Annotated in this window: 31 protein-coding genes and 2 pseudogenes; 20 read left to right on the plus strand and 13 right to left on the minus strand. The window is 69.8% G+C overall.

Features of this window, described 5'->3' with window-relative positions; all coding sequences use genetic code 11:
* Positions 1-9 precede the first annotated feature (9 nt).
* The gene (locus GA0074696_RS30860; RefSeq protein WP_157746017.1) at positions 10-180 is read left to right on the plus strand and encodes a hypothetical protein; all 171 of its coding nucleotides are present in this window, start codon (positions 10-12) and stop codon (positions 178-180) included.
* Between the two features lie 10 nt (positions 181-190).
* On the opposite strand, the gene GA0074696_RS18920 is transcribed toward GA0074696_RS30860, so the two are convergent.
* A complete protein-coding gene (locus GA0074696_RS18920; protein WP_231925073.1) occupies positions 191-682 on the minus strand; it encodes a nitroreductase/quinone reductase family protein in 492 nt (163 codons plus the stop codon).
* A 121-nt stretch (positions 683-803) separates the two neighbouring features.
* On the opposite strand from GA0074696_RS18920, the gene GA0074696_RS18925 reads away from it, so the two are divergent.
* Positions 804-2,051, plus strand: coding sequence for a hypothetical protein (locus GA0074696_RS18925; protein ID WP_088962326.1), 1,248 nt, complete (start codon positions 804-806; stop codon positions 2,049-2,051).
* Between the two features lie 13 nt (positions 2,052-2,064).
* On the opposite strand, the gene GA0074696_RS18930 is transcribed toward GA0074696_RS18925, so the two are convergent.
* Genes GA0074696_RS18930 through GA0074696_RS18940 form a run of 3 tightly spaced genes read right to left on the minus strand, consistent with a single transcriptional unit; the run spans position 2,065 to position 3,639 of the window.
* Positions 2,065-2,424: a hypothetical protein gene (locus tag GA0074696_RS18930; RefSeq protein WP_088962327.1), complete on the minus strand. Its 360-nt coding sequence runs from the start codon at positions 2,422-2,424 to the stop codon at positions 2,065-2,067.
* Positions 2,425-2,456: 32 nt separating this feature from the next.
* Positions 2,457-2,786: a DUF6959 family protein gene (locus GA0074696_RS31445; protein WP_197700753.1), complete on the minus strand. Its 330-nt coding sequence runs from the start codon at positions 2,784-2,786 to the stop codon at positions 2,457-2,459.
* 19 nt (positions 2,787-2,805) lie between these two features.
* A complete protein-coding gene (locus GA0074696_RS18940) occupies positions 2,806-3,639 on the minus strand; it encodes an alpha/beta fold hydrolase (RefSeq protein WP_088962328.1) in 834 nt (277 codons plus the stop codon).
* Between the two features lie 69 nt (positions 3,640-3,708).
* On the opposite strand from GA0074696_RS18940, the gene GA0074696_RS18945 reads away from it, so the two are divergent.
* Entirely contained in the window at positions 3,709-4,785 is a 1,077-nt protein-coding gene (locus GA0074696_RS18945) for a sigma-70 family RNA polymerase sigma factor (protein ID WP_088962329.1), read from the plus strand.
* 51 nt (positions 4,786-4,836) lie between these two features.
* Here the strand turns inward: GA0074696_RS18945 and GA0074696_RS18950 are convergent, their stop codons facing one another.
* Positions 4,837-5,415, minus strand: a complete 579-nt coding sequence (locus GA0074696_RS18950) for a dienelactone hydrolase family protein (RefSeq protein ID WP_088962330.1) — start codon at positions 5,413-5,415, stop codon at positions 4,837-4,839.
* Between the two features lie 142 nt (positions 5,416-5,557).
* On the opposite strand from GA0074696_RS18950, the gene GA0074696_RS18955 reads away from it, so the two are divergent.
* From GA0074696_RS18955 to GA0074696_RS31920, 6 genes and pseudogenes are all read left to right on the plus strand, one after another.
* Positions 5,558-6,298 carry a class I SAM-dependent DNA methyltransferase gene (locus GA0074696_RS18955; RefSeq protein ID WP_088962331.1) on the plus strand — a complete coding sequence of 247 codons (741 nt, stop codon included), beginning with the start codon at positions 5,558-5,560 and terminating at the stop codon, positions 6,296-6,298.
* A gap of 49 nt (positions 6,299-6,347) precedes the next feature.
* On the plus strand, positions 6,348-6,641 hold the full coding sequence (locus GA0074696_RS18960; RefSeq protein ID WP_088962332.1) for a hypothetical protein: 294 nt from the start codon (positions 6,348-6,350) through the stop codon (positions 6,639-6,641).
* 96 nt (positions 6,642-6,737) lie between these two features.
* Positions 6,738-7,241, plus strand: coding sequence for an O-acetyl-ADP-ribose deacetylase (locus GA0074696_RS18965; RefSeq protein ID WP_088962333.1), 504 nt, complete (start codon positions 6,738-6,740; stop codon positions 7,239-7,241).
* Positions 7,242-7,490: 249 nt separating this feature from the next.
* A pseudogene (locus GA0074696_RS32635) lies at positions 7,491-7,811 on the plus strand (low temperature requirement protein A); the annotation flags it as partial.
* 107 nt (positions 7,812-7,918) lie between these two features.
* On the plus strand, positions 7,919-8,113 hold the full coding sequence (locus GA0074696_RS31195) for a hypothetical protein (protein WP_172894107.1): 195 nt from the start codon (positions 7,919-7,921) through the stop codon (positions 8,111-8,113).
* A 338-nt stretch (positions 8,114-8,451) separates the two neighbouring features.
* The gene (locus tag GA0074696_RS31920; RefSeq protein ID WP_331716501.1) at positions 8,452-8,928 is read left to right on the plus strand and encodes a GNAT family N-acetyltransferase; all 477 of its coding nucleotides are present in this window, start codon (positions 8,452-8,454) and stop codon (positions 8,926-8,928) included.
* 154 nt (positions 8,929-9,082) lie between these two features.
* Here GA0074696_RS31920 and GA0074696_RS18980 read toward each other — a convergent pair whose 3' ends face one another.
* On the minus strand, positions 9,083-10,054 hold the full coding sequence (locus tag GA0074696_RS18980; protein ID WP_088962334.1) for a hypothetical protein: 972 nt from the start codon (positions 10,052-10,054) through the stop codon (positions 9,083-9,085).
* A gap of 298 nt (positions 10,055-10,352) precedes the next feature.
* Between GA0074696_RS18980 and GA0074696_RS18985 the strand changes: the two genes are divergently transcribed.
* Positions 10,353-10,745, plus strand: a complete 393-nt coding sequence (locus GA0074696_RS18985) for a hypothetical protein (RefSeq protein WP_088962335.1) — start codon at positions 10,353-10,355, stop codon at positions 10,743-10,745.
* 39 nt (positions 10,746-10,784) lie between these two features.
* Here GA0074696_RS18985 and GA0074696_RS31925 read toward each other — a convergent pair whose 3' ends face one another.
* The 4 genes from GA0074696_RS31925 to GA0074696_RS19000 form a co-directional block, all read right to left on the minus strand.
* Entirely contained in the window at positions 10,785-11,402 is a 618-nt protein-coding gene (locus GA0074696_RS31925) for a transposase (RefSeq protein ID WP_231925076.1), read from the minus strand.
* Complete coding sequence (locus tag GA0074696_RS31930) at positions 11,363-11,947, minus strand: IS110 family transposase (protein WP_231925077.1); 585 nt, start codon at positions 11,945-11,947, stop codon at positions 11,363-11,365. The genes GA0074696_RS31925 and GA0074696_RS31930 overlap by 40 nt, the downstream gene beginning before the upstream one ends.
* A gap of 233 nt (positions 11,948-12,180) precedes the next feature.
* The gene (locus GA0074696_RS18995; RefSeq protein ID WP_088962336.1) at positions 12,181-12,945 is read right to left on the minus strand and encodes a hypothetical protein; all 765 of its coding nucleotides are present in this window, start codon (positions 12,943-12,945) and stop codon (positions 12,181-12,183) included.
* A gap of 99 nt (positions 12,946-13,044) precedes the next feature.
* Positions 13,045-13,986 carry an RNA polymerase sigma-70 factor gene (locus GA0074696_RS19000; RefSeq protein ID WP_088962337.1) on the minus strand — a complete coding sequence of 314 codons (942 nt, stop codon included), beginning with the start codon at positions 13,984-13,986 and terminating at the stop codon, positions 13,045-13,047.
* A gap of 170 nt (positions 13,987-14,156) precedes the next feature.
* Here GA0074696_RS19000 and GA0074696_RS19005 point away from each other — a divergent pair, with 170 nt between their 5' ends.
* From GA0074696_RS19005 to GA0074696_RS31935, 4 genes are all read left to right on the plus strand, one after another.
* The gene (locus GA0074696_RS19005) at positions 14,157-14,642 is read left to right on the plus strand and encodes a carboxymuconolactone decarboxylase family protein (RefSeq protein WP_088962338.1); all 486 of its coding nucleotides are present in this window, start codon (positions 14,157-14,159) and stop codon (positions 14,640-14,642) included.
* Between the two features lie 410 nt (positions 14,643-15,052).
* On the plus strand, positions 15,053-15,724 hold the full coding sequence (locus GA0074696_RS32640) for a DUF402 domain-containing protein (protein ID WP_407940613.1): 672 nt from the start codon (positions 15,053-15,055) through the stop codon (positions 15,722-15,724).
* Entirely contained in the window at positions 15,687-15,896 is a 210-nt protein-coding gene (locus tag GA0074696_RS19015; protein ID WP_157746019.1) for a hypothetical protein, read from the plus strand. Before GA0074696_RS32640 ends, GA0074696_RS19015 begins: the two co-directional genes overlap by 38 nt.
* Positions 15,896-16,234, plus strand: a complete 339-nt coding sequence (locus tag GA0074696_RS31935) for a hypothetical protein (protein WP_088962341.1) — start codon at positions 15,896-15,898, stop codon at positions 16,232-16,234. The genes GA0074696_RS19015 and GA0074696_RS31935 overlap by 1 nt, the downstream gene beginning before the upstream one ends.
* A 31-nt stretch (positions 16,235-16,265) precedes the next feature.
* Here GA0074696_RS31935 and GA0074696_RS19025 read toward each other — a convergent pair whose 3' ends face one another.
* The gene (locus GA0074696_RS19025; RefSeq protein WP_088962342.1) at positions 16,266-16,847 is read right to left on the minus strand and encodes a hypothetical protein; all 582 of its coding nucleotides are present in this window, start codon (positions 16,845-16,847) and stop codon (positions 16,266-16,268) included.
* A 350-nt stretch (positions 16,848-17,197) separates the two neighbouring features.
* On the opposite strand from GA0074696_RS19025, the gene GA0074696_RS19030 reads away from it, so the two are divergent.
* Entirely contained in the window at positions 17,198-17,554 is a 357-nt protein-coding gene (locus tag GA0074696_RS19030) for a hypothetical protein (RefSeq protein WP_088962343.1), read from the plus strand.
* A 402-nt stretch (positions 17,555-17,956) separates the two neighbouring features.
* Here the strand turns inward: GA0074696_RS19030 and map are convergent, their stop codons facing one another.
* Positions 17,957-18,775 carry a type I methionyl aminopeptidase gene (map, locus tag GA0074696_RS19035; protein ID WP_088962344.1) on the minus strand — a complete coding sequence of 273 codons (819 nt, stop codon included), beginning with the start codon at positions 18,773-18,775 and terminating at the stop codon, positions 17,957-17,959.
* Between the two features lie 76 nt (positions 18,776-18,851).
* Here map and GA0074696_RS19040 point away from each other — a divergent pair, with 76 nt between their 5' ends.
* On the plus strand, positions 18,852-19,145 hold the full coding sequence (locus tag GA0074696_RS19040; protein ID WP_088962345.1) for a helix-turn-helix domain-containing protein: 294 nt from the start codon (positions 18,852-18,854) through the stop codon (positions 19,143-19,145).
* Between the two features lie 12 nt (positions 19,146-19,157).
* Here the strand turns inward: GA0074696_RS19040 and GA0074696_RS32745 are convergent.
* Positions 19,158-19,449: pseudogene (locus tag GA0074696_RS32745) on the minus strand (IS701 family transposase); the annotation flags it as partial.
* Positions 19,450-19,976: 527 nt separating this feature from the next.
* Here GA0074696_RS32745 and GA0074696_RS32300 point away from each other — a divergent pair.
* The 4 genes from GA0074696_RS32300 (at position 19,977) to GA0074696_RS19060 (ending at position 23,928) form a co-directional block, all read left to right on the plus strand.
* Positions 19,977-20,108, plus strand: coding sequence for a hypothetical protein (locus tag GA0074696_RS32300; RefSeq protein WP_269458682.1), 132 nt, complete (start codon positions 19,977-19,979; stop codon positions 20,106-20,108).
* 787 nt (positions 20,109-20,895) lie between these two features.
* Entirely contained in the window at positions 20,896-21,915 is a 1,020-nt protein-coding gene (locus GA0074696_RS19050; protein WP_197700755.1) for a zinc-dependent alcohol dehydrogenase family protein, read from the plus strand.
* Positions 21,916-22,190: 275 nt separating this feature from the next.
* Entirely contained in the window at positions 22,191-23,084 is an 894-nt protein-coding gene (locus GA0074696_RS19055; RefSeq protein ID WP_088964675.1) for a helix-turn-helix transcriptional regulator, read from the plus strand.
* 502 nt (positions 23,085-23,586) lie between these two features.
* Complete coding sequence (locus GA0074696_RS19060) at positions 23,587-23,928, plus strand: hypothetical protein (RefSeq protein WP_088962346.1); 342 nt, start codon at positions 23,587-23,589, stop codon at positions 23,926-23,928.
* Positions 23,929-24,158 lie beyond the last annotated feature (230 nt).

Consider the following 24,158-nt stretch of genomic DNA (forward strand, 5'->3'; position numbering starts at 1 on the left):
AGCACCCTGGTGGCGTGGGGCAGCGTGGTCAGGATCCGGCGACTCCCGGCGCCCCGCTCGACGGCGACCAACTCGGTCCGCTCCCGGTTCCGTCGGGTCGCCGACCGCCTCGGGCACAGCGACGCCGAGGCCGGCGACGCCGTCAAGCAACGGCGCGATCCGACGCACGAGTCGACCTGATCGAGACCGGTCAGGGTCGCGGCGCGGGTTGCACCAGGAACACCGGGTACCGGGCGGCGACCGCCTCGAACTCCGCCAGCGGGGCGCGCCGGTCGACCGGCAGGTGCGGCCGGGCGCCGGGGGCGAGGTGTAGGTAGCGGCGCAGGATCGGGGCACGCCGGGCGACGTCGACCTCCCGCAGCAGCACCTGCTCGCGCCCGCCGTGGTGCAGCACCGCCCGGCCGCCGGCCGCCCGCACGTTGCGTACCCAGTTGGCGTTCTCACCGAGCATGGAGACCAGGTAGCGGTCACCGTCGAGGTCGGCCACCACCACCGGCACGGCGATACTTTGGCCGGTGCGCCGCCCAGGTACCTCCAGGGTGACCGCGCGGCGCGGGGCGAGCACCCCGGTGGCGAACTGGGCGGCGTCCAGCCGGTTCATCAGCCGGGCCAGCCGGTTGGGGCGGTCGCCGGGGTACAGCCGGCGCTTGGCCTCGTACAGCAGCTCCATCACGCGACGCACGTCCACCTCCTGCGGTCCCACCGTCGAGTCTGCGCGCCGCCGACCGATGCGGGCAGGGGCGTTGGTCCCGGCCGGGTAATCCGGATGTCGCCACCGTACGCAGGCGGCACACTGTCGCCCGATGAGCGACGGCGACGAGCACGGCTGGTACTACGCCCCGTCCAGAACCCTCGCCGGGGCGTTGCAGCGGGGGTTGGGCCGTGGCGCGCACCGCGCCATGGTGGACCCGGCAGCCCCCGACCTGGTACGCGACTGCCTGCGCCGCGACCGGCGGTTCTGGTGGGTGGTGGACGAGCGCGCCGTCTACCTGGCCCGCCTGGTGCGGGACCTCGCACTGCCGCTGGAGCCGATCCTGCGCGACTGGTACGACTCGCCCGACGGGGAGCACGACGACGACAACGCCTTCACCGCGACCCTGGAGGTCCTCGACGTGCTGGGCCGGGCCGGCGCCGAGGAGGCGGTCGAGGGGGTGCGCCGGTACGTCCGGGAGGGGCCCCGATGGAACGAGGCACTCACGCAGGTGGCGCGCACGTGGCCCGGGGCGTGGTGGGACGACCTGTACCCGGCGGTGATGCGCCGGCCGGACGCGCTGGAACAGGCCCGCGAGTGGCGGCGGTGCCTGCCCTGGCGGGCCTGGGCGGAACGCGACCCGCGCATCGCCGACGCGGTGCGCGACGACGGACCGCGGCGGCCGCACCGCCCGGGGCGGGATGAGCCGTCGGCGGTGCTGCTGGAGATACTGCGCGACCGGGACCGCTCCGCCCAGTGGCGGATGGTCCTGCGCGAACTGGGCTTCCGCCCACCCGAACCGGCCCTGCTCGACATGGCGGAGGAGTTGGCCGCCGCCGGGCTGGCCGGTCCCCTGAGCCGGCCGCTGCTCGCCGTCGGCCCGCCGGCCCTGCCGGCCGCCCGCGCGTGGGTACGCGCCGACGCCCACCCGCTGACCTGGCCGGCCCTGCGACTGCTCGCCGCCCACGGGGACGCCGGCGACGTCCCGGCGCTGCTGTCCGGCCTGGACTGGTTGGACACGCACGACGACCGGTGCGGCTACGACCAGCTCGTCGAGGGGCTGGCCCGGATCGGCGGGGCGCAGGCACGGGAGGTCCTGCCCAGGCTGCGTCGGCTCTGGTTCAGCCCGCACTCCTACGAACGTGCCGCCTACCTGCGGGCGCACGCGGCGCTGGACCCGGCCGGGGTGCAACGGCGCTTCGCCGAAGGCCTGTGGGACTGCGAGGCGGACGTGCGGCTGCTGTCCGCCCGGCGGGTGGCGCTCGACGGCCCGGCCCGCGAACGGTTGCGGTACCTGCGCGACGACCCGATCGAGACGGCCGAGGTGCGGGCCGCGGCCGCCGAGCGCCTGGACGGATGAGGCCGCCGAGCGGTCAGTCGGTGAACCAGCCGAGGATCGGCGCGCCCCGATGATCGGGACGTTCCGCCCAGGCCCGGTCCCACTGCTCGGCGACGTCCGCGCCCGCCTGCGCCGCGCGCTGGTACCCGTCGAGCAGGTGGTGCCGCTGCCACGCCGCGGCCGCCTGCGCGGGCGTGAGCTGGTGCAGCGCGTACCGGCGGGGCCGTTCCGCCCACACCGGCCCGACCGCGACGTACCAGTGCTCGCCGCCGCGCCACTCGGCCAGGCCGTCGAGCGGCCCGTCGTAGAACTCCTGGCACCAGAGCATCCGCACGCCGTCGAGCTGGGGCCGGCCGGTCAGCACCGAGGCCTCATGGGTCCAACAGTCGTCCATATACCGCGCACGGTAGTCCACGGGGCCGGGCGTCACCCGCCGTCGCCGGCCCAGTCCGGGGCCGGGCCGGCGGTCGGGCCGGGTGGCGGTGGGGGCCGCACGAACGGCAGGGTGATCCCGTCCCGGTCGAGCACGGCGACGTAGTGGCCGAGCAGCGCGTCCAGTTCGGCGCCGAGGTGGTCGGCCCACTCCCGGGCCGTCACCAGGTCGCCGGCGCGCAACGCCGCCCGGACCAGCTCGACGTCCTCGCGCAGCACCGACAGGCTGTCGCCCTGGATCAGCACGCCGGGGAAACGGCGCGGGGGCAGGCGCAGCACGGCGGCGTTGCCACGGTCGTGCAGGTCGACCTCGATGCGTTCCACCCGCCGACCGTAGCCGCCGTCAGCCCTCGGCGAGGACCTCCCGCAGCCGGGCGGCAAACCGCTTCGGGTCCTCCACGAAGCCGATGTGGCCACCGGGGAACATCGCCGGCGCGGCGCCGAGCGCCTCGGCCAGCGCCCGGGAGGTGAGGTCGCAGACCTGGCCGGTCGACTCCTCGCCCAGGCCCACGACGACCCGGGTCGGGCCCTCCCGCAGCGCGGCAACGTCGGGCTGGAACCGGGTGGTCCCCCGGATCATGTGGACGTACTGGAAGTGCTCGTCGGCGGCGGCCTGCGGGGCGGGTTCGCCGCCGAACATGCCCTGGACCACGGGCTCGGGCAGCTCGATGTTCGCGTTGGCGAGGAACTGCCGCCCGGCGCCCAGCCGGTCCCCGGCCAGGTACGTGGCGATCATGGCGTCCTCCCGGGCGAAGCGGTCCTCGCGGTCGTCGAGCAGGCCGATCAGCGGCGGCTCGTGCGCGATGACGGTGTGCGCCCGCTCCGGGTGGGCCTGGGCGAGGGCGAGGACGGTCACCGCGCCGCCGCTGGAGCCGAGCACGGCGGCCGGGCCGGCGTCGAGGTGGGCGATCAGCCGGGCGACGTCGTCGGCGCGCAGCTGTGGGGTCGAGTCCTGGTGCGGATCGTGCAACAGACTGCGGTTGATGCCCCGCGGGTCGGTGGTGAGCACCGTGTGGTCGACGGCCAGCAAATCGGCCAGCGGCGCGAACGCCCCGGCGTCCATCGGGGCGGCGACCAGCGCCACCAGCGGCCCCTGTCCGCGTACCTCGTAGTGCAGTCGCCCGTCGGGGACCGCCAGGGTCGCGGTGGTGACAGGTGCGGTGGATGTGCTGCTCATCGGGTCCTCCCGGGTCGTGGCGTGCGCGTTCGGAGTGGAGACTTCCGTCGTACGGCAGAATCATCGCTCGTGAGGGCTGTTTCTCCGCGCGTCGCCGACGACGCCCGCGACGCCGGGCTGGACCGGGCGCGCGAGGGCGACCAGGCCGCGTTCGCCGACCTGGTGGCGCCACTGCGTCGCGAGCTGCACGCGCACTGCTACCGGATGCTCGGCTCCGCCCACGACGCCGACGACGCCCTTCAAGAGGCGCTGCTGCGGGCGTGGCGCGGGTTGCCGCGCTTCGAGGGGCGCAGCTCGCTGCGCTCCTGGCTGTACACGGTGGCCACCCGCACCTGCCTGGACGCGGTGGCCGGGCGCGCCCGCCGAGCGCTCCCGGTCGACCTCGGCCCGGCCAGCGAGCGGGCGGTGCTGGACAGCGCCCCGGCGGGCCACGTCGCCTGGCTGGGCCCCTACCCCGACGCCGGGCTCGCCGACGGTCCGGCCGCCCCCGACGTACGCTACGAACAGCGCGAGGCCGTCGAGCTGGCCTTCGTCGCGGCCCTGCAGCACCTGCCGGGCAACCAGCGGGCGGCGCTGCTGCTCTTCGAGGTGCTCGGCTTCTCCGCCGCCGAGATCGCCACCATGATGCGCACCTCGGTCGCCTCGGTGAACTCCGCGCTGGCGCGCGCCCGACGGCTGGTGGCCGACCGGGTGCCGCCGGTCAGCCAGCAGCGGACCCTGCGTCGCGTCGACGACACCCGGCTGCGGGAGATCGTCACCGGCTACGCGACCGCCCTGGAGAACGGCGACACCGAGGCGCTGGTCGCGCTGCTGACCGAGGACGTCACCTGGTCGATGCCGCCGCTGCCGCAGTGGTACCGGGGGCTGGCGGCGGTCACCGACTTCGCCCGCGAGCTGCCGATGACCCGGTGCGGGAGCTGGCGGCACCGGACGACCGGCGCGAACGGGCAGCCGGCGGTGGCCTCGTACCTGCGCACGCAGGACACCGGCCACTACCTGGCCTGGTCGATCAACGTGCTGACGCTGGGGCACGGCCGGATCGCCGGGATCACCTCGTTCCTGGGGGCCGAGCACTTCGCCGGGTTCGGGCTGCCGGGCTCGCTGCCACCGGAGGGCGAGGACGGCAGCATCTCGCGGCCCCGGTGACCAGGGCGGCACGAAGGCGCTGTCCCGCCGGTGACGCGGGCCGCCGCGCAGCTAGCCGATGCGGTCGAGGAAGCCCAGCACCCGCTCGGTGAGCAGCGTGGCCGCCGGCTCGTGGTGGGAGGGCAGGCTGCTGTCGGCGAACAGGTGCTGCGGGCCGGGGTACAGGAACAGTTCGGCGTCCGGGGCCGCCGCGACGAGGGCGCGGGCCGCGTCGAGGTCACCCTCGTCGACGAAGAACTCGTCGGCGTCCATCCCGTGCACCTGGACCGGCACGCCGGCCGGCCACTCCCCGCCGAACTCGGACGTCGGGATGCAGCTGTGGAAGAGCAGGGCGCCCTTCGCGCCCGGTCGGGTCTGGGCCAGCAACTGGGCCGGCATGACCCCGAGCGAGAACCCGGCGTACACCAGACCGTCGGGCAGCCCCTCGGCCGTGAGCCGGCCGCGCTCCAGGATAACGTCGAATCCGACCGTCCGGCCGTAGTCGAGGCCCTCCCCCAGGGTGTCGAAGGTCTTGCCGTCGTAGAGATCCGGGGTGTGCACCGTGTGCCCGGCTGCCCTCAGCCGGTCGGCGAAGTCGCGGACCCCCGGTGTCAGCCCCTGCGCGTGGTGGAACAACAGCACCTCAGCCATGCGACGTCCCTCTCCGTGGAATCTGCTCGTGCGCGACGTCCAGGATGATGCCTGGCACGCCCGACATTCTGGTGAGCGGCACGGCCCTGGACGGCCGGTAAATCACGGGCGCTGCCGCCGGATCCGGCGGTACGGTCCGGCGATGCGGGATGCGGACGGCTACTTCGGCGAAGCGGTGGCGGCGACCTACGACGACCGGACCAGCGAGATGTCCGATCCCGCCGTCGTGGCGGCCACGGTCGACGTGCTGGCCGAACTCGCCGGCGCCGGCCGGGCCCTGGAACTGGGCGTCGGGACCGGACGCGTCGCGCTGCCGCTGGCCGCCCGCGGTGTGCCGGTGCACGGCGTCGACCTGTCCCGGGCGATGGTCGACCGGCTGCGCGCCAAGCCCGGCGGCGACGCGATCGGCGTGACGATCGGCGATTTCGCCACCACCCGGGTGGACGGGACGTTCTCGGTGGCGTACCTGGTCTTCAACACGATCATGAACCTGACCACCCAGGAGGCCCAGGTGGCCTGCTTCCGCAACGCCGCCGCGCACCTGGCCCCCGGTGGCCGCTTCGTGATCGAGGTCCTGGTCCCCGAGCTGCGCCGGCTCCCGCCCGGCCAGAACGTGGTGCCCTTCCACGTCTCCCCGACCGAATGGGCGTACGACATCTACGACGTCGCCACCCAGGCGACCAGCTCCAACTACGTCCGCATCGTCGACGGTCGCGGGGAGTACCGGTCGATCCCCTTCCGGTACGTGTGGCCGGCGGAACTCGACCTGATGGCCCAGCTCGCCGGGCTGCGACTGCGGGACCGCTGGGACGGGTGGAACCGGGCACCGTTCACGAGCGAAAGTCGCCAGCACGTCTCGGTCTGGGAGAAGCCCGCCGACTGAGCGCTGTGCGATCCTGACGGATACCCGTCCGGGTGAGCGGGGAGATCCGATGGCGACCCTGATCCTCAGCCGACCGCCGCACGACTCCGCCCTGCTTCGGCGGATCCGGGTGACGGTGGACGGACGCCAGGTTGCCGGGCTACGCCCGGGCCGGTCGGCGAGCGTGAGCGTGGAGAGCGGTCAGCACGTCGTCCAGGCGAGTCTGGACTGGACGCGCAGCGAGGCGCTGACCGTCCGGGTGGGTGACGAGGAGACGGTGGCGCTGGAGGTGTCGTGCCCGGTGCGCGCCTACTGGCAGACCTGGACGGCACCGTTGCGAGCGTTGGACATCCGGCGGGTCTGAGCTGGACGACGTCGCCCGGGACGTCGGCGGCACCTGCTCTTGTGCCTCCCGAGCCGCTCGGACCACCTGCGGCGTACCGCGGTGACATGATGGGGCATGCCCGCGATCGAAGTGGTGCTCGGTGACATCACCGACGAGGACGTCGACGCCATCGTCACCGCGGCCAACGAGTCGCTGCTGGGTGGCGGCGGTGTGGACGGGGCGATCCACCGCGCGGCCGGACCGCGACTGGCCCGGGCGGGTGCCGCGCTGGCGCCCTGCGAGGCCGGCGACGCCGTCGCCACACCGGCGTTCGACCTCGACCCACCGGTGCGCCACGTCATCCACACCGTCGGCCCGGTGTGGGAGGGCGGCGGCCACGGCGAGGCCGAGATCCTGGCCTCGTGCTACCGGCGCAGCCTCGCCGTCGCCGACGAGATCGGCGCCCGCAGCGTCGCCTTCCCCGCCATCGCCACCGGCGTGTACGGGTTCCCGCCCGAGCAGGCGGCGACGATCGCGCTCTCGACCATCAGGGCCACGCCGACCCAGGTCGAGCGCGTCCGCCTGGTCGCCTTCGACGAAGCGACGTACCAACTTTTGACCACCGCGGCGCGGGCGTGAACCGCGACCGGCGGTGAGGCCGGCGGTCACATCGATCCGCTGAGCAACGGCGCGTCGTCGTGGCGCGGCCGCCCGGGGTCGCTGCGCCCTGCGGGCCTCGCGTACGCAGTTCGACAATCGCCGGTCGCCCCACGTCGCGTCGACTGGCGTTGAGCGGGGCGGTGTGAAGCCGCGCGGGAGCACCGAACCTGCCCTGTCGGCCTGCGGTTCCCGATCCCCGGCCGACCGCCCCTGCCCAGGTACGACGTGGTGCCGGAGCACCTGGCCGAGCGGTACCAGCAGATCTACGTCCTCACCCTGGGCGAGCTCATCCTGGTCACCGTCCTCACCCTGAGCGACATGCCGTTCGGCGCCGGCCGGATCACCGCGTTCGCCACCGCGTTCGTCGCGGCGGTCCTGCTGTGGTGGAGCTACGCCCGGGGAGCCGGCGCCCGGCTGAGTACCGCCATCGAGCGGTCCCCGCACCGGGAGCGGCTCGTCCAGACCAACCCGTACGTCCACTGGCTCATGGTGGTGGGCGTGGTCGGCGTCGCCGCCGGATTCATGCGGATCATCGAACATCCCACGCAGCGGCCGGACGACACTCTGACCGCGCTCATCCTGGGCGGCGCCGCGCTGTTCCTGGTCGGCGGGCCACCCTCGACCACGAGGTCCTCGGACGCATCCCGCTCTCGCACGTGGTCGGCGTGCTCGCCGCCGTCGGCATCGCGCCGGCCGCCCCGCACCTGTCGAACCTGGTCCTGGGCTTCGGCACCACCATCGTCCTGCTGGGAGTCGCGGCGGTGGAGTTCGTCAGACGGCAGCGCGCGGACGGGTCTGCGGCCCCGGATGAGGGCGAACGCCCGCCATGTCGCCCGGAAGACCGACCCTGACGCCGGCAGGCGTCCGGCGTTCGCGTGGATGCTACGGCGCAACTCCTGCCGACGTCGGCAGCTGAGGGCGCGACCTCCCGCCACTTACGGGCTGGTCATCCACTTCTGCCGAGGCCAGGGCGTCGATGTATCTCGCTTGCCCGGGCGAATCTTGACCGACAGGATGCGGGACATGCTCGCCGATCTGTGGCCGCTGTCCGGTCTCACCATCGTCACACCGCACCTGCAGCCGCGCCTGCCAGGCGAGGAGGAACTGGCTGCGCTAGCCGATCTCGCAAACCAGGGCGTGCATCGCCCCGGCGAGCGGCCGTTCCTGACCCCGTGGACCGACGGCAGCCATGCCGACCGGGCGCGGTTCGTCCTGCAGGAACACTGGGACCAGCTCGCCTCCTGGGACGTGGCAGCGTGGCGGCTCGGGATGGGCGTCTTCCGGGCGGGCCAGCCGATCGGCAAGGTCACGCTTTCGCGCACGAGACTTCCCGGTGGTCAGACAGGTGACGACCTCGGCCTGGCTCGGCGTCGATCATCAGGGCAGAGACTATGGAACGGAAGCGGGAGCCGGACTGCTCACCCTCGCTTTCGATCATCTCGGCGCCACCGCCGCACTGACCGAGGTGTTCCAGGACAACCACTCCTCCCAGGGCGTATCGCGCAAACTCGGCTACGGGCACGGCGGGATTTCCGTCGATGCGCGCGACGGTGAGGCCGTCGTCTCCGACCGCCTGCGTCTGACCCTGCAGCGGTGGCGCCAGCACAAGCAGCCAGCCGTCACGGTCGACGGCTTGGACAGCTGCCGAGCCTGGTTCGGACTCTGATCCAGGCATCCGGATCTGCCGCCGACCGCGCCCTACGCAGTGTCACCACAACCGGACCGAGCCGGCGACCGGTCGTGCCAACGACAGTGCTACGGAAGACTCGGTCTGTCGGGCGTGCACTGGTGTGAGGCGTTGACAGACGGCGGTTGTCTGATCAATCGAAGTCGTTGCCGGTGAGGACCCAAGCGATGCCCTGCTCTGGGTCTTCCATCGCGAGGTGCAGGTACCAGATCTCGTCGTCGGGCTCCTGCCAGGCAACGCAGTGCAGGCGTTCGACAAACGCTGTGACGATCTCCGGATCTGCGGGAGGAGTCAACCCAGCCATTGCGGCGAGTGCCTTCCAGAGAGCTGCCCGTCCCAGCGCCTGTCCGGTTCGCCGCTGGTAGGCCCGTTCACCGGCGGCCAGGTGCACCAAGCTGGGGTAGACATCGGCAAAGAGCACCTGGGATCCCTCGTGGCCCCGCCGGCCCTGCCACCGTTGGCCCCTAGGCATCGTGGCCTGGTCAGTGGCGACCATCGAGGCTGCCTCCCACGCAGTGCCGTGGAACGCGTATGCCTGGGCGGCCGATGACAAACCGTCCAGGATCGGCACCGCGTCATTCTGTGCCGGCCGTACGGTGGTCGTGGGCAGCGGCATCGGGTCGGCCAGGTGGTTCGGATAGGCCCATATGGTGCAGCCCGACATGCCGGTCCGGTCGTACTCGGGAATGTCCAATGTGCTGTACCAGGTGGCAGCTTCCCACTGGTGAAGGCACAGCGGGGCACCGAGCAGTTGTGAGTCCAGGTCGATGGCGGCGCGGAGGTCCTCGCCGTGCAGCACGCGAGTTTGGGCCGCCAGGTGCCGCGTACGCGGGTTGGTCAGATGTGGGGATAGTTCTCGCCACGTACGGTGCTGCGCTACCACCTCCCACAGCGGCCCCGGGTAACCCTTGTCGTCGTCGGGGAACAGTTCCGCAGCGGCAGCGGCGATCCCGGCCGGCGCTTCCAGTGCCACGACGTGGGCCACCTCCCGCCGCTCGTCCAATGGCGCCCCATCGACTGTGGCAGCGAAATTCAGCAGGTCATGCCAGCGTCCAGCGTCGGCCAACAGGTCCAGGCTGCGGTACGAGACAGCAGGTGAGGTCACGGCGTCATCCTGCCGACCCGCAAGGCCCGAGGGCGCGTCAGGGTGTCTTCGTGAAGTCCGCCGCGGACGTGGGTGGGCGGGCGTCACGTCGAACTCGGCCTGCGGCTGCGGGACCTAGATAGTCGGTACCCGCGAGCAGGGGCAGGCAGGCCGTCCTCAGCTGCCGCTGGTGGGTGCCGACGGATCGCGCCGGGTCGGGCGAGGAAGGCGGAATCACGATACGGCGCTACCGTCGGCCTTTCGATGTTCGGCGATTCGGCTCCTGCCGAGAGACTGCCGGAGGACCAAGACTGAAGCGATGTCTCACGATATCGGGGGTGCGCCACGCGCCCAGATAGCAATCACTGCTCTGCTCATCGTCGCCGGCACGCTCATCCTCTTCGTCCCCGCCGGTGACGAGGGCCGAGTCCTCGTGCCGATCAGCGAAGGTCACGGACTGTCCGCCGTAGACGGGGTCGGCGCGGCACTGCTGGCGTTGGGCGGCACCTGGCTGGAAGTGCTCGTGGTACGGCGCCTGCCGTACCTCGCGCTGCCCCCACGGGCCTTGTTCGGACTCGGCGTGCTGGCCGGCCTCGGCATGGGGCTCCTGATCGCCTCGGTCTTTTCGGGGTTCTTCTGGTGGTGGGCTGTCGGCGCCACCGCACTTGGCGTTGCCGTCCTCGTCCTCGCGCCCCTTACAGCGCGCCGTTGAGGTCGCTGACCGTACGTCCGCTTCTGGCACCCCTCTGTGTCAAGTGATGATCAAGAGGGATGTTCTAGGCTGGGGTGTGGCGGGTCCGGGAAGTGACTTTTCCGAAGTGTCGATCTCGGGGTTCAGGTCGGCCGCGCTGGATTGCAGAGTCGCCCCCGCGTGTCCTCCCGGACCCGTCCTGACCAGCTTCGCGTCGGCTGTCATCTGCCGGTAGACGATGTCGGACAGGCGCCGCTTGAGTGCCCGTAGGGCCTCCATCGGGGTTTTGCCCGCGGCCAGTCTGCGCCGGTAGTAGCGGCGGCCTTCGGTGTCACGGCGTAGCTGGACGATGGCCATGATGTGCAGCGCGCGGTTGATGCGCCTGTTCCCGGCTCTGGAGAGGCGGTGGCGGTTCTGGTCGCCGGACGAGGCGTCGATCGGTGCGGTGCCGTTCCACGAGGCGAAGTGGGCGCGGCTGGGAAACCGGGCGATGTCTGCGATGTCGCCGATCAGGCGGGCGGCGCCGGAAGGGCCGATGCCGGTCAGGTCCATCAGCCGGCTTCCGGTGTTGTTGACCAGGTCGGTGAGTTCCTGTTTCGCGGTTGTGATCTTCTTGTCGATGACGACGAGTTCGCCGATCAGTTCGGAGGCCAGCCGGCGGCGGGTCTTGCCGACCACGTCGCGCGGGCGCACGGTGCCCAGCAGGGCGCGGGCCTGCTGGGCGGACAGGTCCTTTTTCGCGCCGCCGGCACCAGTTCGAGTAGCAGGTGGTGCAGCCGGGAGACCACGTCGGTGCGGGCCCGGCCGAGCTGGTCACGGCGGTCGACGAGCAGCCGTAACGCGACTGTGGTGTCGTCGGTGACGACCTGCCGCAGGCCTTCGGTGCGCAGGGCGACCACAGCGACGCTGCGGGCGTCGACCGGGTCGGTCTTGCGGCCCTGGCCGGTGGCGAACACGCGGGCCCGGGCGGACAGCTTCGCGGGAACGTCCACGACGGTCTCGCCGTCGGCGACCAGGCGTTGAGCGACGTGCCGGCCGATGCCGTTGCAGCCCTCGACCGCCCACCGGCGGTCCTTGTGCTTGCGGCCGGCGCTCAGCATGGCCTGGTAGCCGTCGCGGTCGGTGCCGAAGCGGCCCTGCCCGAGGGCCTTCTCCCGGGTGTTGATGATTTCGATGGTGGCGGAACGCTTGTGCGGGTCCACGCCGATGATGACCTGGGCCATCGTGTCCTCCCTCGATCCGACGGTGTTCGTGGACGGGAGGGCAGCGCTACCTTGAGCCGGGCAGTCCCCTCTTGAGCCTCTCACCGCCGCGGTGACCGGCGGGGCGCACGCCAGATGAGAGCCACACCAACCTGCGGTGGGCAGCCGCGATGAGAGCGACTCCGCCGGTCACCTCGACCAAGCCTGGCCTGGCTGCGGTCGTAGCACCAGTCAACAGGTAGCCGCTTGGCGTGTCAGTCCGGTGACGAGCGCCATCGGTCGAGGTCGGCCCACGTCGTGTGCAGGGCGACGGCAAGGTGGCCGCCGAACGTGACGGTTCCCTCGTGCGAGGCGTATGCGATCCAGCTCAGTGTGTCGTCGCTCCATACACCCTCGACGCCGGCATAGCGGGGCGCGACAATGTCCACGTCAACGAGGTAGTCGGTGCCGTCCTCGCGCAGTTCCATCACCCGCCGCCCGCCCATCTCGCGCAACTCGCGGCGTACGTGAGCGATGCCCTGCTCGTCCCACATCGCCGCCTCGGCCAGCACCAGGACGTCCGGCGGGATCGGCTCGGCCAGTAGCGGATACCAGCACCTGTCCACCAGCCCCCACCACCGCCGCAGCTGGTCCTGCCGTGCGGCCGCCTCGGCCGGCGTCAACACCCGCCGGTAGGCCAGCGGTTCCACTCGAAGGTCGCCGCCCGCCAGCCAGCCGTTCACCGTCGATCGGAAGAGCCGACGTTCAGCGGCCATCGCTTCGGCCTCCACCTCGTTACCGGCCGGCTGGGTGAGCGGCGAGTGGGCCCCGTCGGCCGCCGCGACCAGGGCATCGACCAGACCGGCCAGCTCCGGCAGCAGATCCGGATCCAGCCGCTCGATCTCCACCAGGATCGCCTCGACCACGTGGTAACGAGGAAAGAGCCGCCACGCTTCGGGCTGGTAGCGGAACCCGTCCTTGACGCCGCCCTGGTTTGGCAGCGCTGCGTACTTGCGCGTCAGCTCGTCGTATCGCTCCATCAACCACCGACGTGCCGCCGTGTGCAAGGTCAACGAGTCCACGGCACAGAATCCCACGAGCCCATCGGCGACGTACTGTCATGCCGCTCACCGCACGCCTCAGCGGCGCAGGGCGGTCTCCCGCCCCATGTGCGAGAGCTTCTCGGGATTGCGCACGGCGTAGAGCCCGGTGATGAGCCCGTCGTCGATGCGCACCGCCACGACGGTGTCGATCTCGCCGGCCTGCCAGAAAATCAGCGCCGGGTAGCCGTTGACCTGTGCCGGCCGCAGCGACGCGGTGTCGGCAATCCTGCCCAGCCCGGCAACCAGCAGGCGCGCTACCTTGTCGGCCCCCACGATGGGACGCGGGACGGCCTGCTTGACTCCGCCACCGTCACCCAGGAGGACGACATCCGGTGCGAGGATGTCGAGCAGGCTCTGCAGATCGCCCGTTTCGGCCGCCCGCCGGAACGCCTCGAGCGCGTCTCGGGTCTCGGCCGCGGAAACGACCCCGCGCGGCCGGCGCGCCGCAACGTGGGCCCGTGCCCGGTGCGCGATCTGGCGGACGGCGGCCTGGCTCTTGTCGACGGCTTCGGCGATCTCGTCGTACCCGACATCGAACACCTCGCGCAGCACGAACACCGCCCGCTCGGTCGGCGTGAGCGTCTCCAGCACCAGCAGCATCGCCATCGAGACGCTGTCGGCCAACTCGACGTCCTCGGCCACGTCGGGCGTGGTGAGCAGCGGCTCGGGCAGCCAGGGACCGACGTAGGACTCCCTGCGGCGGCCGAGCGTACGCAGCCGGGCGAGTGCCTGGCGGGTGGTGATCCGGACCAGGTAGGCACGCTGATCCCGCACCGCGCCGAGATCGACGCCCGCCCACCGCAACCAGGTCTCCTGCAGCACGTCCTCCGCATCGGCGGCCGAGCCGAGCATCTCGTACGCGACGGTGAAGAGCAGGTTGCGGTGGGCGAGGAACGCCTCGGTGGCGAGGTCCGGGCGGTCGTCGCGGCCGCTGCCCCTGCCACGATCGTCGGGTGCGGTCTGCGGCGTGCCGACCATGGGTGACTCCTGTTCGCTCGCGACTGTGTCACCCATCAGATGCCGGGCCCGGCAGTTGTGTGACACCGAGACCTCGTTGTGGCGGGGGTCACGTCATCACGCTGTCACAGGGATCTGATCGCCGGCATCTCGTGTTCGTCCAGTGCCACACCACGAGGAAGGGCGAAATCATGGACGCTCGATTCAACATGCTCGACAACGAGATCGCCGTCAAGTTCTTCAAGCGGTTCGCCAACGCGAGCATGGTGATCCATCAGTCGCCGCTGCCGAAGTCCACGCAGGAGCTGGTGTCGCTGCGCGCCAGCCAGATCAACGGCTGCGGTTGGTGCATCGACATGCACACCAAGGAGGCCGCGGCCGCCGGGGAAAGCTCGGTTCGGCTCAACCTGGTCGCCGCCTGGCGCGAGTCCACCGTTTTCACCGAGGCCGAGCAGGCCGCTCTGGCGCTCGCCGAGGAGGGCACCCGGCTCGCCGACGCCCACCACGGCGTGTCCGACGAGACCTGGGCACAGGTACGCAAGCACTACGACGACGACCAGATCGCCGCGCTGGTCTCCCTGGTCGCCCTGATCAACGCGGCCAACCGGCTCGCCGTGATCGTGCACCAGCAGGGGGGTTCCTACGAGCCCGGCATGTTCGCCGCCGCCTTCAACTGACCGGCAGACGAATCCGGTCCGGCCCAGGATCATCCGATCCTGGGCCGGGCCCGCGCATTTCCGACGTCACTTGGCGTAGCGATGCGGAAGGCCCTCGGCGTACCGGCCTTAATCGGGCCGAATCGCCCCGGACCTGCGCTCGGCTCTGCCGTCGACGGGACGCGGCAGATGCCAACGCCGCATGGGTTCGCCGGGTCGCGGCGTACTCCGTTTGCCCCTAGCGTGCTCCCGTGGGCGTGGTTCAGAACAGCGGAAGCGTACGTCTGTGCAAGATCAAACGCCCCGGAGGCGTCTTTTGGTTTGATCTCCAGCAGGTCCTTCAGGACCGTGACGGGACGTGGCTGCGGGGCCCGGCCGGTTCACCATGGGGTGCTCCGCATGACAGTGGCGCTCTTCCGGTACCCGTCGTGGTGTTGCTCGCGGCGGGCCGTCCGTGGGCGGCGTGGTGGGTCGGCGATCCTGCTGATCGGCGGCTTGAGATCGACGTGTGCCTCCCGCCGGAGCGTACCGAAGCAGGCTGGCGGTATATCGATCTCGAACTGGACCCAGTGCTCCACGAACGGGATGCGAGTGTCGAGATCCAGGACTGGGACGAGTACGAACAGTCGTGCCGCAACGGCTGGATGAGCGCGGATGACGCCAAGCTCGCACAGTCCACGGCCGAAGATCGTGCCGGGCACTCCGGCGCCGGGACGAGCCCTGGCAGGAGCGCGGATGGCAGATGCTTTCTCAACAGACGTGAGGACTCGGATCCCGGACACTCATCGGCTATGACAGGGCATTGCGGCCAGTTGCCACCTGGACGACTGGGACCTGTCGCATATCAGTTGACGGAGATCTGCCGCCGATCAGTGGTCGGACCAGGCCGGCAGCCGGTCATTTCCAGGTGGCGTTTGCTTCGGCGGCGTAGCACAGTGCAGTCAGCCAGACCCGTGAAGGGGCCTCGACGTGGCAAGGCAACACTCATGGAAAGAAGTTCAGCGCCGGATCATCGACTGCTTCCGTCGCCAAGGCGCGCCGAGCGCGAGCGGTACTACGCAAGTGATGGGTCAGGACGCGGACCCGGTGGCGCAGGCACTTGAAGTCTGGCTCGATGCCCGATCTCGTCTCGAAGCCGCGGTGAAGCCTGTCTTCCAGCGAATCAGTGCCCCGCTCGACCTGGTGCACCTGAACAATCTCCGCAGAGAAGAGACCTTGGCCTGGGACCACTTCCGTACCGTCCGCCTGACCGACACGACCGAAGGTGGTCAGTAGTGGGCGACAGGGACATCCTCGATGCGCTCAACACGATCGAAGCCGCCAGCAAGGGCATCGACCAGGCCCTCCGAGCCGCGCAGGACCACAGCGGAAAGCTGAACCCAATGCTGCTCGACATCGAACTCGTCGAACAGCACCGCTACTACTTCGGAATGGGGCTCGACTACCTCGAGGAGTCGTACGGCGGCAGGCGTGCGGCGGATGACCCGACAGACGAGGAGTACGACGGCCTGCGCCGACGCAGGTTCGGGCAGCTGCCGGAGCGCTTCCCGCCGGCCAAGTCGGTCGAGCTGGCCGAGACCGATCCTGGCCGCGAGACGTACGAACCTGACTGACAGCGCCGCCGAGTGTTGGTGGAGATGAGGCCTAGACGCCTAAACCCGATGCCTCAGCCTCCTTGAAAGACATCGTCAGCGGACCGCAGTTGAGATTCAGCGCATGCAGGATCGCATGATGCTGCTCCTCTGCCCTGAGTCCCGACCGGCTGAGCGCGACGCCTAGCTCCGTCTCGTCGATCGGCACGACACCGAGCGCCGCGAATACAGCCGGGTCGGCACCATAGGCGCCCGAGGACGGGCTCACGCCCGGCGGGTACGGCCGGCCGAGTAGGTCGAACAGGATCTCGTTGTCGTCGTCGTCCCATGTCTCTACGAGATAAGCCTGATCAGACAGGTACTCGTGGCAGCTACGACCATCGCGGAACAGCTTGGCCACCATGACATCGGAGTCGAACACGTCGAACGAGGCAGCCACGCTGCCCTGGGCGAGGCTCAGCAGCTCCGCCAAATTCTCGGCCTCGGCGTAGATGCCGTCCTCCTGCAACGGCACCACCGCCCACCGACTTTCGGCGACCGGGATGATCACGGCCACCTGCTGCGACACAGAAACCGCCGCACGGACGTCGACGAGATTGCCCGTGGCGAGGACCGTCTGATAGCTGCTGCCCATGGGCGGAGACGGTACGGGCCCGAGCAGCAAAGACAAGATCGTCTAGCCGGAGCTGTCACGCAGGTCCGGAGACCCGACAAGTGCGAACTTCAGCAGCCGACCCGATGGCGGTGTCAGTCCACCATCGTGGCCGAGCAATGCTCAGGACCTGTGGATCGGCCTGGAAGGGGCGTACCTTCCGGTGATCGACTCGTGTAGGTCTCGAGCATGGCCGACGTTGGCGCGCCGGTCGGGAAGGCACGCCGGTGTTGACCGTAGTCGCCGAGGACGGGCAGCGACGTGTTGCCCCGTTCGTCGGCAGTCACCTCGTCGAGCGCCCCGCCGACGAGCAGGTCGCAGGATGACCATGGGTGGCAACCGGCCGCAGTGGCCCAACCCCGCTGCGCCTCGGCCGGCGTCTGGTGGCCGAGGTACCCGCCTCCAGGCCGGGCCGGCGAGCGTTCGTCGACGTTCGACCCATCACGGCCGCCGCCGACGCCGACGCCCGACGGCAGGGCTGGACCCGATCCGACCGTGATCGCACGTTCAAGTTGGAGCACTGGGACTATGACGCCGACCAGATCACCGGCTTCGACTACGACATCGGCGTGATCCTCGTGCAAGCCACCACCGTCATCGGCGAGGCCCAACTCGTCGCGGCCCTCGAAGCATGGAACCTGCGGCCCGAGCAGTTCCTCCGCCCCTGGCAGACCGACGATCCGAAGTAGCGCCTGCTCTTCGCGCCGCCGAGGGGTGGCAAGGCCTGGGATGTTCCGCTGCCTGAGTCGGTGGCGGCGGTGGCTGCCGCCTACTGAGTGGACGCTCAGCGATGGTCTGAGCTGTTCGGCGAGTTGATGGACCGATCGAGGCACGCTTCTCGCGAGATGCGAAAGATCGAATGGTGAGAGGCTGGCGGAAAGGGTGAGCCTGCTCGAAGTGGGCGGCCGAGATGCCGGCCGACAGGGAAGCAGACGGCCGCGCGACGACCGGCCTCAACAGTTGGCCCCTGAAGGGGCCAGCCGAACGGCACGCATGCCCGTGCGGTGGGCTGCGACGTGCTACTGGGACTTGCTCAGGAAGCTGCGGCAGGCCCCATCCCGGAACGCCTTACGCCGAAGGCGGGCAGTGGGTCAGGAGGCTGTGGCGGGCTTTTTGGTGGGGTCCGCCGAGGTGGCGCCGTGAGTGGGGCGGCGGGTCAGGACCTGGGGGCCGGAAGCCGTGATGGCGACTGTGTGTTCGGAGTGGGCGGTGCGGGAGCCGTCGGCGGAGCGGATCGTCCAGCCGTCGTTGTCGAACGTGATTTTGTCGGTGGAGCGGCAGAACCAGGGCTCGATGGCGATGGTGAGGCCGGGGTGGAGTTTCATGCCGCGGCGGGCGCGGCCGTTGTTGGAGACGTGCGGGGCCTCGTGCATGGTGCGGCCGATGCCGTGGCCGCCGAACTCGGCGTTGACGCCGTAGCCGTAGGAGTGGGCGACCTCGCCGATCGCAGCGGAGATGTCGCCGAGGCGGCCGCCGGGCTGGGCGGCGGTGATGCCGGCCTCCAGTGCGACCTCGGTGGCCTCGATCAGCTTCAGGTCGGCCGGGTCGGGGGTGCCGACGATGACGGAGAGCGCGGAGTCGGCGACCCAGCCGTCGATGCCGGCCGCCATGTCGACGCTGAGCAGGTCACCGTCCCGCAGCACATAGTCGTGCGGCAGGCCGTGCAGCACCGCGTCGTTGACCGACAGGCACAGGACGTTGCGGAACGGGCCGCGGCCGAACGAAGGGGCGTAGTCCCAGTAGCAGGATTTGGCGCCGCGTTCCTTGATCCGGCGGCGGGCGTGGTGTTCGAGGTCCATCAGGTTGACGCCGACTGCGGCGACACCGCTCAGCTCGGCGAGCAGCTCGCCGACGAACTGACCGGTCACCGCCATCTGGCCGATCTCCTCGGCGGACTTGAGCTCGATCACGACAGCCTCCCCCTCCGGATCCGGTATTTTTATACCACGCAAGGTCGGCGATGCTCCGGAGGGATATCCTGCTGGCATGGTTCGCCAACCACTCACCGCCGAACAGATCGCAGCGGGCCAGCGCCTCGGAGCCGCTCTCCGGGCCGCGCGGGCCGGCCGCAGCCTCGTCGAGGTGGCCCTGGCAGCCGGCATCTCCCCCGAGACGCTGCGCAAGATCGAGGCGGGCCGCCTACCCGCACCGGCGTTCGGCACTGTGGTCTGCCTCAGCCAGGCCCTCGACGTCCCCCTCAGCGACCTGGCCGACGTCTGGCTGGCCGACATGCCCATCCGCCAGGCATCCTGGAGACCAGCCGCCCAAGTACTCGGGTAGGAGATCCGTTTCAGGTTCCGTGAAGGCTTGCCGGGTCATGGCTGGTCTTGGCGGCGGCTTGATGCCTGCGTCGGAAGAGGGACCAGGCGATGATGTCGGCGGCCCGCCGTGCCGGGTCGATGAGCAGGGCGTGGAAGAGCCGGCGTAGTTCGTTGACAGCGATCGCGATCGGGCCGTCCGGGCTGCTGGTGGTGACGGCTGTTCCGGCGGCGAGGAACGCGTGGGCGGCGATGACCAGGGTGGTCCAGCGGTGCCAGGCTTTCCAGCGGCGGTGCTGGTGCTGGTCGAGACCGAGGCCGGTCTTCGGCTTGCTGGAGTACTAGCCATCCCGCAGTGCCCGAGACTCCGCCGGAGGCACCCCTCTCTGCTGCCGGTCGGGACCCTCTCGGGCAAGCGCCCCGGCAGGGGCAGTCAACGCCATCTATTGCGTCCTCAACAAGCCGCCGGATCTTGACAGGTCCCGTCGGACCCGTGATCTAATTCGAGTCAGGTCTATGCCTGCTGGCGACTCCAACGCCAGTTCAAAGTGCTCGAAAGCGGGGGTAAAGCGTGAGAACGAAACTGACCAGGGCCGTGCTCGCAATGATGACCGTACTTGGACTAGTGGTCGCCGCTCCAGGAGGCGCCGCCTCGGCCAGTCCCGACCGGACCGCCATCGACCGTGTCTCGGCCAGCACGGGCATCGCCTCGGCCACCGCCACTGCGACTTTTACGCGAAACTGCCCTGAGGGCACGGTTCGCTCACTGGCCACCAACAATCCCATTCGCGTGAGTCCGTCGATAACGTCGACAGTTCTTCAGTGGGCGCCACTGGGGAACATAAAGGAGTGCTTGCTCGGATACTACACTTTGGGCGACCGGTACACCGCCTGCGGAGTCAGCTACGCCAACGGTTGGATCAAGATCTGGGTTCCCACCCACGGGTGGGGCTACGGCTACATGACCTGCTGGGAAGATTACTGATCGTTCCCGCTCCGGCCGAGGCAACAGTGCCAGCGAGCAGCGCGACAATCGCGGTGACACAAGCGACGAGCGGGCATCGCGCGGAGCATCTGGAAGTGTGAGAGAAAGGCCATGCGGGTCGCGGACGAGGAATGCGTCTTCGACCCGCATCGGCGTATCACCGCCGGGTGACTGGCCAGCGAGAGCTGATTCGACGGAAAACGGCCCGGCCGGGCGGCCGGGGGCTGCTGATCGGGGATGTGGGACCGGGTGGCCGCCCACAATTTGCTCGCAACTGGCTGACGAGGCGGAAGTTCTCGCAGAGGACGAGGGTGACCCAGACCGTGGGACAATACCGGGCGGGATACACCTCTTCTATGTGACACTCTTCGAACTATCCGCAATGACTGACCGCGAGGCGCTACTACCCTAGCTGACGCTCCAAAGGTCGAGAGATCCGATCTCGATGGTCTCCGGGAAGCCCGAACTCTGGCAGAAGTTGATGCCGAACAGGGCGTGTGAGTCTGCACCTCGGCGTGGCCGGCCGATCGAACGTGTCGGCCGGATGATGAATCCTCGGCGGGCACGTGGCGTGATCTCACAGAGGCGGTCCGGCGGGAGTCCAGCCGGTGGCAGACTCAGTAGCTGAGCCGCGAGCGGGCGGGGCAGCGCAGGAAGACGCCTGAGGGGTCCTGTTGCGCCCTCCCAGTGGGCCGTCGGCAGGAGTTCCATGGGTCAGGAACGCGAGTGCTGCGGCCTTCAAGACGCGGCTCCACCGCGCTACGTCCAGAGCAAGGAGAAACACCCCATGCGTGGAGTGATCATGTACGCCCCCGGCGACGTCCGCGTCGAGGAGCGTGAGGACCCGAAGATCATCGAGCCCACGGACTCGATCATCCGGGTGACCGCCAGCTGTATCTGCGGGTCCGATCTGTGGCCGTACCGGGGTATCGAGGCCGTCGACCATCAGGTTATGGGTCACGAATACGTGGGGGTCGTCGAGGAGATCGGTTCCGAGGTGAAGAACCTCAAGGTCGGCGACTTCGTCGTCGGGTCGTTCGTCATCTCCGACAACACGTGCGACATCTGCCAGTCCGGCTACCAGTCCAAGTGCGTGCACGGCACGTTCGTGTCGACGATCGGCACCCAGTCCGAGAAGGCTCGAATCCCGCTGGCGGATGGCACCCTGGTTCCCACGCCCGCGCAGCCGGACCCGGAGCTGATCCCGTCGCTGCTGGCCGCGTCCGACGTGCTCGGCACCGGCTGGTTCGGTGCCGTCGCCGCTGAGGCCGGCCCTGGCAAGACGGTCGCGGTCGTCGGTGACGGCGCGGTTGGCTTGATGGCCGTTCTCGCTGCCAAGCAGCTGGGCGCGGAGCGGATCATCGCGATGTCCCGCCACCCTGAGCGGCAGGAGCTGGCTCGGTTCTACGGCGCGACCGACATCGTGGAAGAGCGTGCCGACGAGGGCGTGGCGAAGATCAAGGAGCTCACGAACGGACTGGGTGCGCACAGCGTGATCGAGGCGGTCGGTACGCAGGAGTCGATGACGCAGGCCCTCCGGTCCACCCGCCCCGGCGGGCACCTCGGCTTCGTCGGCGTCGCCCACGAGGTCGAGCTGCCCGGCCTGGAGCTGTTCTTCGCCGAAATTCATCTGCACGGCGGGCCCGCCCCGGTGCGCCGGTTCCTGCCCGACCTGATCCAAATGATCTGGGACCGCAAGATCGACCCCGGCAAGGTCTTCGACCTCACCCTGCCGCTCGACCAGGCTGCGGAGGGCTACACGGCCATGGACGAGCGGCGCGCCATCAAGGTGCTCCTCACCGTCTGACGCCATCCGTCGCCCACTTCCGCCCGCCCCGCATCGCCATAGCGGGGCGGGCGATGCCTTGTCTCGAATCCGGCAGCAACCCTCACGACCACCTGGACGCCCAAGCCGCGCTGTGGTCGCCCTTCCGATCCCGGCGTTCACCATCGGACACGCCCTCGTCGTCTCGGCGGCTGGATCGTCGGCCTTTGAGTCAGCCCCACGTGCGCCGGTTGAGGCCGTGGGGGGGGTCCGACGGGACTCCCCAGTGACTTCGACACGTGGCTACCGTGGAGGCGATGAGTACGAAGGACGAGGTCCGGAAGTTCCTGGTCTCCCGGCGCGCGCAGGTGACGCCCAAGCAAGCGGGCCTTCCCGACTACGGCGGGGACCGACGCGTGCCGGGCTTGCGACGCGAAGAGGTGGCAATGCTCGCCGGGGTCAGCCTCGACTACTACACCCGTCTCGAGCGTGGCAATATCCGTGGCGCTTCCGAGAGCGTGCTGAATGCGATCGCGCGGGCGTTGCAGCTGAACGACGTCGAGCGAGAGCACCTCTTCGACCTGGCCCGCACCGCCGCGGTGGCGTCGGCGACACGCAGCGGGAAGGCGGCAAAGCGCTCGTTGCGCGCATCGGTGCAGCGTGTCCTGGACAATTTGGCCGTCCCGGCCGTCGTGTACAACGCGCAACAAGACCTCATCGCCTCAAACCTCATGGGCCGCGCGTTGTTCTCCCCGCACTTCGAGGCCGAGAGGCCGAACATGGCCAGATTCATCTTCCTCGACCCCCGCGCCAAGGACTACTACATCGACTGGCCCCTGGCCCGTCGAATGACCGCCGCGATGCTGCGACTCGAAGCCGGACGAGACCCCCTCAACAGCGACCTCACCGCACTCATCGGGGAACTATCAACCCGCAGCCCGCAGTTCCGGAAAGACTGGGCCCGCCAGGATGTGCACGAGCACCGCACCGGCCGGAAGGTCTACCGCCACCCCGAGGTCGGCGAGATCGAGATCACCTTCGACGTGTTCGAGATGCCTGGCGAAACGGGCCTGTCCATCGGCACCTACAGCGTCGATGAAGGCTCCGAGTCCGCCGACAAGTTCACACTGCTCGCAAGTTGGGCAGCAAGCCAGGAATTCGACGCCAAGCACCTAGGGTCTGCCTCCAAGTCGAGCACAGCCACGCGTTGATGGCCGCGAGGTGGGTGCTCGCCGCGCAACACACGCCATCTTGCCGAAGCGAGTACCCACCGCCCACCGACTCCGACAGACCCCTTGTTCGCAATCGGTCGGGTAGCAGCCTTCAACGGCAGGCGTCTGGCCGGACATGGACACGCACCACGGCGAACAGATCGGCCGTCCACAGCCGCCAGCCGCCGGCGTCTCGCAGGGCCTCCAACCGCAACGGCCCGGCGACGGCCCGGGTAGGTAGCCGGAGGATTTTTGCGCAGCTCAAACAGGGCGGTGGCGTCGCTTGGCGTTGTATTGATCTAGGCCGGGGGCACAGTCGATCAAACCGGACGAGTGCGGCGCTGACTTGCGGCTCTACCTGTCATGGATGGTCAACGATGGTCACTGTCGGCTCCCCATGGACGGCCTGGAGACGGCATGATCTTGAACCATGCGGCTAGCACCGTTGGTGGCGTCGGAGATCTAGGATCACAACTCGCGACCCTGCTTGAGAGGGGGCCTTGTGGGCTTCGCCAGCCGCCATCCTCGTCAGTTGGGCACATTGTTGTCCGGCCTGGTCACCGGCATGCTGGTCCACACAGTCGCCGGGATGGTTTTCGCGGCCATCGTCCTGTTGAACATGGAGGGATGCGACCCCCACGACGGGCGAGTCGGGACATTGACAACGGCCGTCACGGTCGATGTGCTGTTGACCGGACCGCTGCTGTGGATCGTTCTCCGAGCCAACAGACAGGGCTGGCTCGCTGTGTTGGCCGGCTGGGCAATCAGTATTGTTCCCGCGCTTGTGCTGCTCGCCGCAGCCGCCGTACACGCGAGCTCGCTTCCGACTGGATGCCCCGTGTAGGAAGCAGTCGTCGCTCCCCCTCCGCCGGACGCCGTCCGTCGCGGTCGTCACCCGGTTCGTCACCCACTCGACCCGCGCCGGCTCTCCCCCGGTACGCCTCCTAGCCATCGCGGAGTGCCCGAGGACCCCGCAGGAGGCACTGCCCTTCTCCGTCCCGATCAACACCAAGCCCGGATCTGCATCACCCTTGGCGGCCCGGGGCTTCGTCGTATGTCGCGCCGCCGGCGGGC

The sequence above is a fragment of the Micromonospora purpureochromogenes genome, from assembly GCF_900091515.1.
In the GTDB taxonomy this organism is placed as follows: Bacteria; Actinomycetota; Actinomycetes; order Mycobacteriales; family Micromonosporaceae; genus Micromonospora; species Micromonospora purpureochromogenes.